This is a genomic window from Bacillus solimangrovi (assembly GCF_001742425.1).
Classification (GTDB): domain Bacteria; phylum Bacillota; class Bacilli; order Bacillales; family Bacillaceae_N; genus Bacillus_AV; species Bacillus_AV solimangrovi.
Window position 1 is genome coordinate 107,634 of sequence record NZ_MJEH01000033.1, and the last position, 15,478, is coordinate 123,111.

Annotated in this window: 16 protein-coding genes and 1 pseudogene; all 17 read left to right on the forward strand. The window is 36.4% G+C overall.

From position 1 onward, the window contains the following. Nucleotides 1–585 precede the first annotated feature (585 nt). Nucleotides 586–840: pseudogene (locus tag BFG57_RS19660) on the forward strand (flagellin); the annotation flags it as partial. A gap of 265 nt (nt 841–1,105) precedes the next feature. Then, nucleotides 1,106–1,675, forward strand: a complete 570-nt coding sequence (locus tag BFG57_RS12080) for a GAT domain-containing protein (protein ID WP_139125134.1) — start codon at nt 1,106–1,108, stop codon at nt 1,673–1,675. Nucleotides 1,676–1,731: 56 nt separating this feature from the next. Then, on the forward strand, nt 1,732–2,088 hold the full coding sequence (locus tag BFG57_RS12085) for a DUF8042 domain-containing protein (protein WP_069717746.1): 357 nt from the start codon (nt 1,732–1,734) through the stop codon (nt 2,086–2,088). Nucleotides 2,089–2,234: 146 nt separating this feature from the next. Further along, nucleotides 2,235–2,591, forward strand: coding sequence for a flagellar protein FlaG (locus BFG57_RS12090; protein WP_175428340.1), 357 nt, complete (start codon nt 2,235–2,237; stop codon nt 2,589–2,591). A gap of 91 nt (nt 2,592–2,682) precedes the next feature. Beyond that, entirely contained in the window at nt 2,683–4,587 is a 1,905-nt protein-coding gene (gene fliD / locus BFG57_RS12095) for a flagellar filament capping protein FliD (RefSeq protein ID WP_069717748.1), read from the forward strand. A 13-nt stretch (nt 4,588–4,600) separates the two neighbouring features. Continuing rightward, nucleotides 4,601–5,002: a flagellar export chaperone FliS gene (gene fliS, locus BFG57_RS12100; protein ID WP_245676750.1), complete on the forward strand. Its 402-nt coding sequence runs from the start codon at nt 4,601–4,603 to the stop codon at nt 5,000–5,002. Next, nucleotides 5,002–5,355 (forward strand): flagellar protein FliT, encoded by a 354-nt coding sequence (gene fliT, locus BFG57_RS12105; protein WP_069717750.1) that lies wholly within the window; start codon nt 5,002–5,004, stop codon nt 5,353–5,355. The genes fliS and fliT overlap by 1 nt, the downstream gene beginning before the upstream one ends. A gap of 141 nt (nt 5,356–5,496) precedes the next feature. After that, entirely contained in the window at nt 5,497–6,048 is a 552-nt protein-coding gene (hpf, locus tag BFG57_RS12110; RefSeq protein ID WP_069717751.1) for a ribosome hibernation-promoting factor, HPF/YfiA family, read from the forward strand. Between the two features lie 89 nt (nt 6,049–6,137). Then, complete coding sequence (locus BFG57_RS18435; RefSeq protein ID WP_083249230.1) at nt 6,138–6,311, forward strand: YjfB family protein; 174 nt, start codon at nt 6,138–6,140, stop codon at nt 6,309–6,311. A 378-nt stretch (nt 6,312–6,689) separates the two neighbouring features. After that, the gene (secA, locus tag BFG57_RS12115; RefSeq protein ID WP_069717752.1) at nt 6,690–9,206 is read left to right on the forward strand and encodes a preprotein translocase subunit SecA; all 2,517 of its coding nucleotides are present in this window, start codon (nt 6,690–6,692) and stop codon (nt 9,204–9,206) included. A gap of 46 nt (nt 9,207–9,252) precedes the next feature. Then, nucleotides 9,253–9,417 carry a hypothetical protein gene (locus tag BFG57_RS18985; RefSeq protein WP_175428337.1) on the forward strand — a complete coding sequence of 55 codons (165 nt, stop codon included), beginning with the start codon at nt 9,253–9,255 and terminating at the stop codon, nt 9,415–9,417. Beyond that, nucleotides 9,343–10,447, forward strand: a protein-coding gene (gene prfB / locus BFG57_RS12120; protein WP_139125137.1) for a peptide chain release factor 2 whose coding sequence is annotated in 2 segments (ribosomal slippage) — nt 9,343–9,414 and nt 9,416–10,447 — 1,104 coding nt in all. Because the reading frame shifts where the segments join, the coding sequence is not laid out codon by codon here. The genes BFG57_RS18985 and prfB overlap by 75 nt, the downstream gene beginning before the upstream one ends. Nucleotides 10,448–10,865: 418 nt before the next feature. Then, a complete protein-coding gene (locus BFG57_RS12125; protein ID WP_425388515.1) occupies nt 10,866–11,696 on the forward strand; it encodes a YitT family protein in 831 nt (276 codons plus the stop codon). Nucleotides 11,697–11,767: 71 nt separating this feature from the next. After that, nucleotides 11,768–12,124: a cytochrome c551 gene (gene cccB, locus BFG57_RS12130; protein WP_069717754.1), complete on the forward strand. Its 357-nt coding sequence runs from the start codon at nt 11,768–11,770 to the stop codon at nt 12,122–12,124. A gap of 501 nt (nt 12,125–12,625) precedes the next feature. Continuing rightward, entirely contained in the window at nt 12,626–13,312 is a 687-nt protein-coding gene (gene ftsE / locus BFG57_RS12135) for a cell division ATP-binding protein FtsE (RefSeq protein ID WP_069717755.1), read from the forward strand. Continuing rightward, nucleotides 13,302–14,198, forward strand: coding sequence for a permease-like cell division protein FtsX (gene ftsX / locus BFG57_RS12140; protein WP_069717756.1), 897 nt, complete (start codon nt 13,302–13,304; stop codon nt 14,196–14,198). Before ftsE ends, ftsX begins: the two co-directional genes overlap by 11 nt. 27 nt (nt 14,199–14,225) lie before the next feature. Continuing rightward, complete coding sequence (locus tag BFG57_RS12145; RefSeq protein WP_245676751.1) at nt 14,226–15,458, forward strand: murein hydrolase activator EnvC family protein; 1,233 nt, start codon at nt 14,226–14,228, stop codon at nt 15,456–15,458. Nucleotides 15,459–15,478: the final 20 nt, after the last annotated feature.

Below are 15,478 nucleotides of genomic sequence, written 5' to 3' on the forward strand. Positions count from 1 at the left end.
AAGTCACAGACTTTCGCAGCCACATTCAACGCTGGTTCTTCTGTAGGAGGAGCAGATGCTACAGAAACAGCTGGAGCAACTACTCGATTAGTTTCTTTAGGTGATGGATCTGGTAACAACTTAGGTCTTCAATCAGGTAACCAAATTAACATCAGTGTTATCGTTGGTGGCGAAGAAAAAACTGGCACATTTGCCGTAACTGGAACAAATACTCTTCAAGATTTAGCAGATTCAATTCGTGATACAATTGGTGGAACAGCTAATGTAACAGTTGATTCTGATGGTCAATTACAAATTACAGGTCAACAAGGTGAAGCATTTGCTCTGTCTAACCTTACATTAACTGCACAAGTATCTGCTGCAGATTCTACAGAGATTGCTGGAAACTTTGCAAATAAATTAAGCTCGTATTCAGAAACTCAAGCTGCAGATGATAGCAAAGTTGATAGTTCATTATCATTCCACATTGGCGCTAACCAAGGTCAAACGATGAAAGTGGACATTAACGAAATGAGTGTACAATCACTTTCATTATCATCTATCGATATTTCTTCACAGCAAGGTGCTGAAACTGGCATCTCTGTAATTAATAATGCAATTGAAACAGTATCTGCAGAGCGTTCTAAACTTGGTGCATTCCAAAACCGTTTAGAGCACACAATCAATAACTTAGGAACGGCTTCTGAAAACTTAACTGCTGCGGAATCTCGTATCCGTGACGTAGATATGGCGAAGGAAATGATGAACCAAACGAAAGAAAGTATCCTTGCTCAAGCTTCTCAAGCAATGCTTGCAAAAGCGAACCAAAACCCACAAGGTGTACTTCAATTATTACGTTAATAGATGTAAGGAAAAGAACTCTAGCATTGCTAGAGTTCTTTTTTTGAAAAGTTTGTACATGAATTAATTCAATTGTTATGGATGTATATAAGAGTAACACTGACTCTAATTTTTATGTTATAAAAGGGGGATCTAATTGCAAGGTTCTATAATTATATCTTTCTGGGAAAAGGTATTTCATCTGTTAAGATATATTTCTGTGTTTGAATATGTTAGGATGATTCCGGGTTTAAGGGGGTCACATCTTTTTGTTGAAATATGGGTAATGTTCAATTTAATTGCATCATTAAGTTCAATGATCATTACTAAATCAATGGAAGTTCCATTATGGATTGCCTTTACAATATTATTATATAGTTTTATTCGTATATTAGAAATAACCGTATATCAAGTTAATGTTCTATTGTTTGACCCGTATCAAAATGCAGGATATTCGGTAAGAAGTTATCGAAGATTAGTCATTTTACTATTACATAACTATGTTGAGGTTATCTTTTGGTTCGCTACATCCTATATGATTATGTCTGAACATTTAAATATTCTCATTTCAAAAGGCACAATAACAGATACGTTATTGTTTAGTTTCCTAACAATGGTTACGTTTGGTGCTAACAGCATGTCAAGTATACAGCATATAGGACATTTAATTATTTTTGTACAGGCGGTTATAGGTCTGTTCATGACAATTATTACATTAGCTCGTTTTATCGGATTATTACCAAGACCAGCTTCTCAAGATGAGAAAGAAAATTATGGAGAAAGCTTAGAAAAAGAAATACAGCAGTTAAAGGAAGAAATAAGAATAATGAGAGAACAAATTACACGCAAAAAATAGTCAGTATGATTGTACAGTTAATATCATCACTAATAAATGAGTCGGGGAGTATTCATATGGAGAAGAATATAAAAGTAATGAATAAAATTACAGAATTATTAGAGACATGCGAAATTGGCTTAAAGCATATACAGCATCAATATCAACAAATGCGCTATGAAGAATCGATGATGTTGTTTCATGATGTGATTCATGCATTTGCAACGATCGAAAATTCATACAATAATTTAAATGTTAAAGAAGAGATTAAAAGTTCTAATGAATTGCGGAAAGCATTTGATCTAATTGTGAACTTCTATGAAGAAAACGATTACGCACAACTACAGCAAGTGATGCAATTTACATTATTGCCTTCGTTCAAAAGGTGGAGAGCAGAACTTGAAGATAATCTAACACAACTGCTAATGAATTAAAATAAGAATGATAAAGATATTGTGAAAATAACTTTAGTAGCGTTTATATTTTGAAGGATTATTAGATATTTTTGTATTATATCAAAATTTTAAAGAGAAATGCCGATATATTAAATATACAAATATATCAAAAGGTGGTGTTTATGGTGGTTATCAGCACGGCTGTTGATGTTAGTAGTAATACACGTACATTTCAAGGAAATGATTTAAAGTTTATGGATACACAAACAGAGCAAGTAGAAGATAAACAAAAAATGAACAATGAAGTAGAAAACTCATCACCAGAAAAAGAACATACCCATCAAAAAAATGAATTGATTTCATTTGATACGAAGTACACGTATTTAAAATATCGCCATCATGAAGAAACAAATGAGTATTTCGTTCAAATCGTTGATCAAAGTTCTGATGAAGTGCTAAGTGAAATTCCAAGAGAACAATACTTAGATATTTTAGGTGGAATTTTGAAATATTTTGGAACAATCGTTGACCAAAAAATATAAGAGCAGAAATGCTCTTTTTTTGTGCTAAAGCTTCAGTTTGTAACAACCGATATTATGAGTAATGGATGAAGAATGAAAGAGGGGGAGCATAATGAATAACATACGATTTTCAGGAATTGCGAGTGGCTTGGATACGGATAGTATTGTTAAACAGCTAATGGACGTGGAACGGCTACCATTAATACGTTATGAGCAAGAAAAGCAAACATTAGAATGGAAACGTGATGACTATCGAGAGATTAATAAAGCGCTTTTCGAATTCGATGATTATCTTTTTAAGAATATGGCGTTGGAGAGAGATTTTCTCAAGTCGAAAGTAACGAGTTCAAACGATAGCTTAGTTGGTGTGAAAGCAGTTGGTCCTACATCAAATGCAAATATGACATTTGATAAAGTCCATAATCTAGCTACGGCAACTAGATGGACAGCACCTGAAACCGTAAGTTATGTAAGTGGTACGGCAAGAACGATATCATTTGATTATAAGAAACCAGGTGAAACGTCATTTTCAACTGTAGACATTGAGGTAAAAGAGACAGATACATTTCAAGATGTTATGAGGAATCTCAATCAATCTTCATTAGGAATTTCTTTTTATCATGATGAGTTCACTGACCAAGTCGTCGTATCATCAAAAGATACGGGATCAGGTGCTCAGTTAATGATAAATGATACCGAAACAGCGGATTTTATGAAAGAACTTGGTTTTTCTATGGCGACTAGTGGGAAGGAATTGGGTTATAATGGGGAAGATGCAGCGACAGTTTTTACAGCCAAACAGCAAGCAGTTGAACCTTTTAAGATAGAATCCAATTCACTATCATTCGAAATAACTGCTGAAGATGGGACAGTAACGACTAAGACAGTTAATATTAATGAAACAGAAGAATTGGATAGTGTAATAAAGGATCTTAATGATGCATCCCTCGGTTTTTCAGTCAATTTATCTAAGGATAATAAAGTTGAATTCATTGTCGATGCTAGTAGCGAGATAATGTCTATCGAAGCAACAGATGAATTGACAGCGAGTGTTTTAGATCAATTAGGTTTTGTTGGTGCTCGTTCAGGAACAGACATAGGAGAAGTGGGATCTACAAGAGAGAATGTCTTTATTAATGACAATATTAAGTCGAATGGTGAGAATGCAAGACTCATTATTAACGGTATAGAGACAGAAAAAGCATCAAATAATTTTCAGATTGATGGAATAGAGTATACGCTTAAATCAGAGTTTAGCTCTGGGCAGGCTATAACAGTTGATGCGAAGACAGATGTTGATGCAATGTTTGACAAGATAATCGAGTTTATGGATAAATACAATCAGCTGATCGATAAGATGCAAGGGAAAGTAGAGGAAGAACTTTATCGAGACTATAAGCCGTTAACTGATGAAGAACGTGAATCCTTATCAGAAAAGCAAATTGAGCAGTGGGAGGAAAAGTCGAAAAGTGGTCTATTAAGGAATGATTCTATTTTATCAAATACGTTAAATGAGTTGCGAGCCGCTACGTATCAACCAGTGGATGGATTAGGTAATTTACTTGACAATCTTACCGCGATTGGAATTGTTACATCGAAAGACTATCTTGAAGGTGGAAAGTTGTTGCTAGACCCAGAAATTCGTGGTGAAGAACGCTTAACGGGAGAAGAGCGACTAAGGAAGGCGCTTGAAGAAAACCCAAATGCAGTGTTTGACTTGTTTAATAAAAATGGTGACGCTACTGCGGAAAAAGGTATTGTTGATAGAATGAGAGATACTCTCAAAAGTGCCCAATCAAAAATTACTGAACGAGCGGGAAAGGATTCAAGTGTATTGGATCAATATACAATTGGAAAAGAATTAACTCGTTTAGAAGAAGATATCTATGATTTTGAAGAGAAATTAATAAGAATCGAAGATCGTTATTGGCGAGAATTCACTGCCATGGAAAAGGCGATGCAACAATATAACTCACAAGCTGACTATTTAGTCCAAAGCTTAACCCAACAGTCTTAAAGGGGGAAAGATTGTGAACAATGCGTATCAAAAGTATAAGCAAAATTCAATTGAAACTGCTTCTTCTGAAGAACTAACACTAATGCTTTATCAAGGGTGCATTAAGTTTATTAAACTCGCAAAGAGAGCAATCGAAGAAAATAATATTTTAGACCGAAATACGAACCTTATAAAAGCACAAAATATCGTTCAAGAATTAATGATTTCAATGGATCCGAAGTATCCGATTACAGAAACAATTATGCCGATGTATGATTACATGTATAGAAGATTGATGGAAGCGAATGCGAAGAACGACATCGAAATCTTAAATGAAGTTGAAGGTTATGCAGTGGAGTTTCGCGATACGTGGAAACAGGTGATGCAGATTAATCGTGGACAGCAAGCACAGCTTCAACAAAGTGGTAAAGCATAATGCATAGTATACAGCAGCTCTATGATCTAACATGTTCGTTGCAAGTGCTGCTTGAGGAAGGTCTGCCGGAAGGTGAACAGAGGTTAAGGTACATAAGAAAAATAAACGATATTTTGTATCGACGTGATCAGCTTCTTAAGGATATTCCAGCTGAGATGACCGTGGAACAAAAAGATCTGTTAAAAAAAATTGTTGATCTCAATGAAAGCCTGAAACCTCTTTTTGTGAGATATCATAAGATTGTTGAACATGATTTAAAAAAGTTTAAAAAAAGCCAAAAGACCGCGAAACGATATCAAAACCCGTATGAAAATCCGTTGATTGATGGAATTTACTTAGATAAAAAACGTTAATAATAGCCCTTTAAACTAACTATAGTTTTGGGGCTATTTTTTCTCACAATTTCGACATACTTTTCTCATGTTTAAGAAGGAATAAGAGGGGGAAGTATTGAATTATATAAGTGTAAGAAGAAACAAGGAGGGGTAACCATTATGAAATTTAACATCCGTGGCGAAAATATTACAGTGACTCCAGCATTAAGAGAATATATCGAGAAGAAGATTGGAAAATTAGTGCGTTATTTCGATACGCCTCCTACATCTGAAGTACATGTCAATATGAGCGTTCATAACGCTGAGCAAGGTGTTGAGGTAACGATTCCAATGACACATCTCCTATTACGTGCCGAAGAGAAGCACGTTGATATGTATGCAGCAATCGATTTAGTGATCAATAAATTAGAGAGACAAATTCGCAAGCATAAAACAAAAATTAATCGTAAGTTCCGTGCTGAAGGTAATGCTCCTAAGTTTGTATTTGCAGAACTTGAGAAAGAAGCAATTCACGATGCAGAACCAGAGGACGAATTAGATGTTGTTCGTACGAAACGATTCAACTTGAAACCGATGGATTCTGAAGAAGCGATTCTACAAATGAATATGCTTGGACATAATTTCTTCGTTTTCACAAATGCTGAAACAGAACGAACAAATGTCGTTTATCGTCGAAATGATGGCAAGTATGGTTTAATCGAGCCAAACTAAATGAATAATAGAGGGACGTGACTCTTAAAACGGGTTGCGTCCTTTTAACATAATCATAAAAATATCTATCACTGATTGGAGGTTTTCGAATGGATATTGCGGCAATTTCAATGGCATTGAGTCAGATGAATGTACAGTCTCAAGTTGACATTTCCATGATGAAGAAGACGATGAATACGGCTGAGCAACAAGGAAATGCGCTAATGGAAATGTTACAAGCTCCTCATCCAACAGCAGGTCGAAATATTGACATAAAATTATAAGTAAAAACTTGTCATGTTTCATTTGAGGCATGATTTTTTTATCTACATATATTACTCAATTTAGTTAGTTGAATCTAATGAGCGTCTTTCTCTGAATGGTACATACAAGATACAGGTTAGTGCTTCCATAGTCAGTAAATAACGTTACTAGAATGGTTGCGAAATAAGTGTTATGATATAGGATAGATTGTAAATTATATACGGGTAAATATTATTGATAACGGTTATATATAGTTTTAGATAGATGTTCTAAGCGTGTAGGCAATAGTGATAAATGCTTGCTCGAAACTTGAAATGGAAATAGGCCGAATTATTAGGTGGAATAATGAAACTTCGATCTCATTTCCACAGAAATGAAAGCAGGGGAGCGTTCACGATATGATTGGAATATTGAAAAAGGTGTTTGGTGATGGAAATCAGCGTCAACTCGGTCGAATGCAGAAGGTAGTTGACCAAGTTGAGGCATATAGTTCAGAAATTAAGCAATTATCTGATGATGGGCTACGTGCTAAGACAGAAGAATTTAAGGAGCGTTATACAAACGGAGAATCATTAGAAGATTTTATGGCTGAAGCATATGCAGTCGTACGCGAGGCTGCTGAACGTGTTCTTAGTATGCGTCCTTACCATGTACAAATCTTAGGTGCTGTTTCACTTCATGAAGGTAATATCTCGGAGATGAAAACTGGTGAAGGTAAGACATTATCAGCAACGATGCCTGCTTATCTAAATGCTCTAACAGGCAAAGGTGTACACATTATTACAGTCAATGAATATTTGGCTAGTCGTGATAAAGAACAAATGGGCAAGTTATTCGAATTCTTAGGCTTAACGGTCGGTTTGAACTTAAATAGCCTTTCTCGTGAAGAGAAGCAAGAAGCGTATGGAGCAGATATTACGTATAGTACGAACAATGAATTAGGCTTCGATTACTTACGTGATAACATGGTACTTTATAAAGAACATATGGTACAACGCCCGCTTCACTATGCGATCATCGATGAAGTTGACTCGATCTTAATTGATGAAGCACGAACACCACTCATTATTTCAGGTTCTGCGAAGAAATCTGCGAATCTCTATCATCAAGCTAACGGCTTTGTACGAACTTTACAAAAAGAAACTGATTATACGTATGATGAGAAGACGAAGGGTGTACTGTTAACAGAGGAAGGGATTAATAAAGCAGAGCGTGGATTCAGAATTGAAAACTTATTTGATATAAAGAACGTTCAGCTTACACACCATATTAACCAAGCGCTGAAAGCACACGCAAGTATGATTCGAGATGTTGATTATGTCGTACAGGAAGGCGAAGTCGTAATCGTTGACCAATTCACAGGTCGTTTAATGAAGGGGCGTCGTTATAGTGATGGTCTACATCAAGCGATTGAAGCGAAGGAAGGTCTTGAGATTCAAAATGAAAGTATGACACTTGCAACGGTTACATTCCAGAACTATTTCAGAATGTATGAGAAGCTCTCAGGAATGACTGGTACGGCAAAAACGGAAGAAGAGGAATTCCGTAACATTTACAACATGCATGTTTTGGTGATTCCGACAAATAGAGAGATTGCTCGTGATGACCGCTCTGATTTGATCTACAAAACGATGGAAGGTAAGTTTAATGCAGTTGCAGCAGATATTGCTGAACGTCATAAAAACGGACAGCCTGTACTAGTTGGTACAGTGAACATTGAAACGTCAGAGTTGATTTCTCGATTTTTGAAGAAAAGAGGCGTGTTCCATCATGTCCTAAATGCGAAACAGCATGGTAAGGAAGCCGAGATTATTGAACATGCTGGTGAACAAGGTGCTGTTACAATTGCAACGAATATGGCTGGTCGTGGTACCGATATCAAACTAGGTGAAGGTGTAAAAGAGCTCGGTGGTCTCGCCGTTATCGGTACGGAACGTCATGAAAGTCGCCGAATTGATAATCAGCTGCGTGGTCGTTCTGGTCGTCAAGGTGACCCAGGTGTCTCTCAGTTCTATCTATCAATGGAAGATGAGTTGATGCGTCGCTTCGGTTCTGATAATATGCGTTCGATGATGGAGCGTCTCGGTATGGAAGATGATCAGCCGATTGAAAGTAAGCTTGTCAGTCGTGCAGTTGAATCAGCTCAAAAACGTGTTGAAGGAAATAACTTTGATGCTCGTAAAACGCTTTTACAATACGACGATGTACTTCGTCAACAGCGTGATGTGATCTATGACCAACGATTTAATGTTCTTGATAATGCTAACTTGCGTGAAGTTGTTGAAGGCATGATCAATTCATCTGTTGCACGATTAGTTTCGACACACACTCCTCAAGATAAGGTGGAAGAGGAATGGAACATTGATGCAATCGTTGAAGGTGTGAACATTAATTTGCTTGACGGACAAGCTTTGAGCAAGGGTGATCTAGCTGGTAAGGTTCCAGAAGAGATGACTGAACTTATAGCTGAACATGTCAAAGCAAAATATGATGAGAAAGAAGAAGCATACGGTGAAGAACAAATGCGTGAGTTCGAGAAAGTTATCGTACTGCGTGTTGTTGATATGAAGTGGATGGATCATATCGATGCAATGGATCAATTACGCCAAGGTATCCATCTCCGTGCATACGGACAAAACGATCCACTTCGTGAGTACCAAATGGAAGGCTTCGCTATGTTTGAAGCGATGATCGAAACGATTGAGGATGAAGTTGCTCGTTACATTATGAAGGCTGAAATTCGTAACAACCTTCAACGTGAAAAGGTTGCGGAAGGTCAAGCTGTCAATCCGAAAGGCTCTGATGGTGATCAGAAACGTAAACCAATCGTTAAGAAGAATGTGATTGGTCGTAACGATCTATGTTCATGTGGAAGTGGGAAGAAGTACAAGAACTGTCATGGGAAAATGGATTAGTATACGTTCGAAATCACTATTGATTGTGTAAGAGAATAAGCTAATTATGATGTGGGGAAAGGTTGAACCTATTTTATCAGCCTTTCTCCTTTACCATGAAGAGAATGAAAGAAGTTTAATTATTGAGGTGAAGGAAATGGAATTAGTAGAAGTAAAGCAAGAATTAGATAAGATGGTTAAACGATTATCAGACTTTAGGGGGTCTCTTTGACCTCGATACGAAGAATGTTCGTATTGAAGAGCTTGATGAAATAATGTCTGAGCCATCTTTCTGGGATGATCAAGAAAGTGCTCAAAAAGTAATCAATGAAGCAAATGCATTAAAGGACTTAACAAACGCATTTACAGATTTGAATGAACGTTATGAAAACCTTGAAGTTTCACATGAATTGATGAAAGAAGAGTTTGATGAAGATATGATGGCTGACATTGAAGAGGAAATTCAAGATCTTCTAAAAGCATTCAATCAGTTCGAATTAAACATCTTATTGAGTGAACCATATGATAAAAATAGCGCAATTTTAGAGCTTCATCCTGGTGCAGGTGGAACGGAATCTCAAGATTGGGCTTCGATGTTGCTTCGAATGTATACACGCTGGGCTGAGTCGAAAGGTTTCAAAGTTGAAACACTTAACTACTTAGCTGGTGATGAAGCAGGTGTGAAAAGTGTTACGTTATTAATTAAAGGTCATAATGCGTACGGTTACTTGAAAGCTGAAAAAGGTGTACACCGACTTGTTCGTATTTCACCATTTGACTCTTCTGGAAGACGTCACACATCATTTGTTTCTTGTGAGATTATGCCAGAATTTGATGGTGACATTGAAATTGATATCCGTACAGAAGATTTAAAGATTGACACATATCGCGCAAGTGGGGCTGGTGGACAGCACATTAATACAACGGACTCAGCAGTACGAATTACACACATCCCAACAAATGTTGTTGTACAATGTCAATCGGAACGCTCGCAAATTAAGAACCGTGATCAAGCGATGAAAATGTTGAAGGCAAAACTTTATCAGAAGAAGATCGAAGAGCAAGAGCAACAGCTTGCCGAAATTCGTGGTGAACAAAAAGAAATTGGCTGGGGAAGTCAAATTCGCTCGTATGTGTTCCACCCGTATTCAATGGTGAAAGACCACCGAACAAACGTTGAAACTGGTAATACGCAAAGTGTTATGGACGGTGAACTTGACCCATTTATTGATGCATATTTACGTTCAAAAATTAACCATTAAGAAATGATGTGAAAAGTGTGGTAGAAATGGTATTCGCATAATTATTTACCATTAATCGACCGATTACTTTTTTGATTCATCTCCTATCAATGTAGGAGGTGGATTTTTTTGTTGTATAGATAATGAGATTGAGTAAAAGGTTGTTTTTATGAATGTTTTATCTGATTATGTGAAAACCTATAATGCAGTGCTCGTTCACTATGTTAACGCGTTATTCAGCTTCCATTTACATGAAAAAAGGCTAATGATATACTGTCGAAGTTGAGCTAATCATGTATCTATCATTGTTTTGCTATCTTCAATTATTTACTACTTAATAGAGGATATATGCAACGCAATACGTGGTAGATGTGAATAGTGAAGAAATGGGGTACTAAGTGTGATCATGAAAAAAGCTAGAAATGAAGCACCGAATCGAATGTTATCAACGGTAGTCGGTATTATTTATGTCATAATTGGTGCAGGGTTCATGGCGTTGGCGTTTAACTTATTTCTATTACCAAACCAAATCGCATCAGGGGGAATAAGTGGACTAAGTGTTATTACGAAGGCCGTATTTGGATGGGAACCAGCTTATTTGCAAGGAGCTATCAATGTTCCGTTATTTATTCTAGGCATTATCGTATTAGGGTTTGAGTTTGGAATTAAGACGTTAGTTGGAACCTTTGCGTTACCGATTTTTATATATGCAAGCCGAAATATGGAGCCGCTCACAACTGAACCATTGTTAGGGGCATTGTTCGGAGGCATTGGTGTTGGATTAGGTTTAGGGATTGTTTTTCGTGGAAATGGTTCAACAGGTGGAGTTGCTGTACTTGCACAAATAATACATAAATATACAGGTTTTTCATTAGGAGCATCTGTTGCATTGATTGATGGGTTAATTGTAACGACAGCAGCTATTGTGTTTAACGTAGAACAAGCATTATATGCATTGATCGGTTTGTATGTAACGAGCAAAACAATTGATATCGTTCAAATTGGACTTGGGCGTTCGAAAATGGTCTTAATTATTACAAATCATGAAGATGAAGTATGTCATGCAATTCTTCGAAGAATCGATCGTGGGGTTACTCGTGTGTCAGCAATGGGTGGTTATACGGATGATGAACGTCCGTTACTCATGTGTGTTGTTGAACAAAGTGAGTTCACAAAATTGAAACAACTAGTGAAAAGTATTGATAGCTCTGCTTTTGTCATCGTAATGGATGCTTCCGAAGTATTAGGTGAGGGTTTTAAACGAGTATAAATTGGTTATAATAGAGTAGTGTACATATATAATGGTACACTTGCTAAATTATCTCAGGGGAGGACTAGATAATGAAGAAGAAGTTGCTTACATTATTTATGGGTACTGCTTTAGTTCTCAGTGCTTGTGGTGGCGGAGAAGAAGTTCAAGAACCAGTTCAAGAACCAGAAGTAGAACAGCCAGCTGGTGATGAAGGGGCAGTTGTAGATACAGCAGGTGCAGAGAAACTTTACCAAGAAAGCTGTGTAAGCTGTCACGGTCAAAATCTTGAAGGTGGGGTTGGACCTGAGCTAACAGCTGTAGGTGCTAGCTTATCAAGTGAAGAAATTCTTAACATTATTACAAATGGACAAGGTTCAATGCCAGCAGGTCTACTTCAAGGTGCTGAAGCAGAAAAAGTAGCTGCATGGTTAGCAGAGAAAAAATAATATTCATGAAGACTTCCTGATATCAGGAAGTTTTTTTATGTCCATCTTTATATAGGTATATGTACTTGTGGTTATGAAAAAATTGTTGATAATTCATGAACATAGAAATAGACAAAAACTCACATGAATTTTCAATTAGTATTAATTAACGTGTGTAACCATTTTATATGTAGGATTGAAAAGAAAATGTAACATTTATTTTCTCGGAAATTGGAGGATATTGATGGTATAATATAAATTATGTCAGTGTGTCTAATGATATGACAGATTGCATGTAAGAAATTTTCGTGAAATTACAATTTCACGAAAATGAACAGTATACATAAGTTTAATATCTGTCAGAAATCAACGAAATTAAGAGAAGCTTCAAGTAGTGGAGTTTCGTTCATTCCTCATGGAAACTTAGCCAAGATTATTAGGTTTAACAGAGGGTATACATGCTAGTATTCACATCGTTAAAGAACAGAAAAGACGAAATCTAAAAAGTATTGGTGATTTTAAATGATTGAAATGAAGGACGTATTTAAACAGTATCCAAATGGTGTAATGGCGGTTAATGGTATTAACGTTCAGATTGGCCAAGGCGAATTTGTCTATGTTGTAGGTCCAAGTGGAGCCGGTAAATCAACATTCATTAAGATGATGTATAGCGAGGAAAGACCAACAAAAGGTTCGATTGCGATCAATGGTATCGAGTTAACGAAATTAAAAGAAAAAAAAGTACCTTATTTACGTAGAAATATTGGGATTGTTTTTCAAGATTTTAAGTTACTACCTAAACTGTCCGTTTATGAAAATGTAGCCTTCGCATTAGAAGTAATTGAAGAACAACCAAAGGCTATTAAAAAACGGGTTATGGAAGTACTTGATTTGGTTCGATTGAAGCATAAAGCTCGTTTCTTACCAGATGAATTATCGGGTGGTGAGCAACAACGTGTATCAATTGCTCGTTCAATTGTTAACTATCCAAAAGTGATGATTGCAGATGAACCAACGGGGAACTTAGATCCTGAAACCTCATGGGATATTATGAATTTATTCGAAGAAATAAATAACCGAGGTACAACGGTGTTAATGGCAACCCATAATCGTGAAATCGTAAATACGATGAGAAAACGAGTCATTGCAATTGAACATGGAAAGATTGTCCGCGACGAACTTCGAGGTGATTACGGTTATGAGGATTAATACATTTGTACGTCATTTGAAAGAAGGCTTCAAGAACATTACGAGAAATGGATGGATGACATTTGCTTCTGTTAGTGCTGTCACAGTCACATTGTTGTTAGTTGGTACGTTTCTCGTCATTATGATGAATTTGAATGAAATGGCTAACAATATAGAAGAAAATGTCGAAATACGTGTGCACATTGATAGAGCAGCTACACAAGAACAGCAAGGAGAATTAAAAGAACAGATTAACAACATACCGCAAGTAGAGGATATTGCATTTGTTTCCAAAGAGAAAGAGCTTGAATCAATTATTCAAAGCTTAGGAAAAGAAGGACAAGCTTTCTCAGGATTAAAAGAAGAGAACCCATTAAATGATGTATTTGTCGTTAAAACAAATAATCCAGAAGCAGATACGATTGAAGTAGCTAAAAAGATTGAAGCGTTCTCGTCAGTTGGAAAAGTAAACTATGGACAAGGTACTGTTGAACGGTTATTTAATGTAATTGGAGTGACAAGAAATATTGGGATTGGTCTCATAATTGGACTGATGTTCACAGCAATGTTCTTAATCTCTAATACTATTAAAATTACAATTGTTGCTCGTCGTAAAGAAATAGAAATTATGAAGCTTGTAGGTGCAACAAACTGGTTCATTCGCTGGCCGTTCTTCGTTGAAGGGCTATTGCTAGGTATTCTAGGCTCAGTTATTCCAATTATTCTATTATTAGTTAGTTACGATAACATATACAAAATGTTAAATCCAAAGTTACAAGATACATTCCTAAGTCTATTACCTTTTAATCCATTTGCAATTCAGTTAGCTAGTATTTTACTAGGGATTGGTGCGTTAATTGGCGTATGGGGAAGTATGATGTCTGTACGTAAATTCTTAAAAGTATAGAAGTTTGCTGAAGAGAGGGGAAGTACGGTGTTGACCAGAAAAAGTGTAGCTAAAGTACTTATATGTGCAACATTATTCATTTCAGGAACTTTCGGTGCATCATATAATGTTCTTGCAAATCAAGAGCTCATTAATAATATTCAAAAAATCAAAGAGAAAAAAGCAAATATAGATAATGAAGAAGGAAAAGCAGAGCAACAACTGCAACAAGTTGAAGCAGCGCAACAGAAGGTAAGAGATGAAATAAAACGAATTGATTTGGCTGTAGCAGAAACGAAAGGAAATATTCGCAAGAATGAAGAAAGTATAAAGGAAACAAATGAACAAATCGAACAATTAACAATCGAAATTGAAGACCTTCAAGAACGTATTGAAGAAAGAGATGAATTGCTAAAAGAACGCGCTCGCTCTATCCAAGAGACTGGCGGAATGGTTAGTTATTTGGATGTATTGCTAGGCGCACAAAACTTCTCAGATTTTATTGATCGAGCAGGTGCAGTATCAGTTATTATGCAACAAGATAAAGATATCTTACGCGAACATATGGATGAAAAAGAACTAGTTGAAGAGAAAAAAGAAGAAGTAATTGATAAAAAAGAGAATCTTGAAAAAGCATTAGCAGAACAAGAGCGCTTAAAGGAACAATTTGAAAAGCAAAAAGAAGAAAAGAATCAAATTATGAGTCAATTAAGAGAACAAGAAGAAGAAATTGAGAAAGCGATCTTATCACTGGAAGAACAAAAGCAAATCTTGGACAAGCAAGAAGCAGTACAGCGTCAGTTGCTAAAGCAGTGGCAAGAAGAGGAACGAAAGCGGAAAGAAGCAGCAAAAAGAGGTGAACAAATTCCAACAATATCTGATGGTTCATTTACTAGACCAGCAAACGGTCCAGCCACATCTCATTACGGTCAACGTTGGGGTAAGTTGCATGCAGGAATAGACATTGGAAAGAGAGGTAGTGACGTCCCAATCGTTGCTGCTGCAAATGGAATTGTGTTCCGATCGTATTATTCAAACTCTTACGGGAATGTTGTTTTCATTACTCATATTGTGAATGGTAAGACGTATACAACAGTGTATGCTCATATGGAGAATCGTCTCGTTGCAGAAGGACAGACTGTTCAAAAAGGACAAAAAATAGGATATATGGGTAATACAGGTGATTCAATGGGAGCACACTTACACTTTGAAATTCATGAAGGTGCTTGGAACTATGCAAAGAGTAATTCAGTAGACCCGAGAAAATATATCAACTTTTAAGTACATAGTTTAAAAAAGCT

Coding starts and splice junctions, on each gene's coding strand:
- BFG57_RS12080 (WP_139125134.1), top strand. CDS start 1,106: ATGTTCAATTTAATTGCATCATTAAGTTCAATGATCATTACTAAATCA.
- BFG57_RS12085 (WP_069717746.1), top strand. CDS start 1,732: ATGGAGAAGAATATAAAAGTAATGAATAAAATTACAGAATTATTAGAG.
- fliD (WP_069717748.1), top strand. CDS start 2,683: ATGAATAACATACGATTTTCAGGAATTGCGAGTGGCTTGGATACGGAT.
- fliT (WP_069717750.1), top strand. CDS start 5,002: ATGCATAGTATACAGCAGCTCTATGATCTAACATGTTCGTTGCAAGTG.
- hpf (WP_069717751.1), top strand. CDS start 5,497: ATGAAATTTAACATCCGTGGCGAAAATATTACAGTGACTCCAGCATTA.
- BFG57_RS18435 (WP_083249230.1), top strand. CDS start 6,138: ATGGATATTGCGGCAATTTCAATGGCATTGAGTCAGATGAATGTACAG.
- secA (WP_069717752.1), top strand. CDS start 6,690: ATGATTGGAATATTGAAAAAGGTGTTTGGTGATGGAAATCAGCGTCAA.
- BFG57_RS18985 (WP_175428337.1), top strand. CDS start 9,253: ATGATGTGGGGAAAGGTTGAACCTATTTTATCAGCCTTTCTCCTTTAC.
- BFG57_RS12125 (WP_425388515.1), top strand. CDS start 10,866: ATGTTATCAACGGTAGTCGGTATTATTTATGTCATAATTGGTGCAGGG.
- cccB (WP_069717754.1), top strand. CDS start 11,768: ATGAAGAAGAAGTTGCTTACATTATTTATGGGTACTGCTTTAGTTCTC.
- ftsE (WP_069717755.1), top strand. CDS start 12,626: ATGATTGAAATGAAGGACGTATTTAAACAGTATCCAAATGGTGTAATG.
- ftsX (WP_069717756.1), top strand. CDS start 13,302: ATGAGGATTAATACATTTGTACGTCATTTGAAAGAAGGCTTCAAGAAC.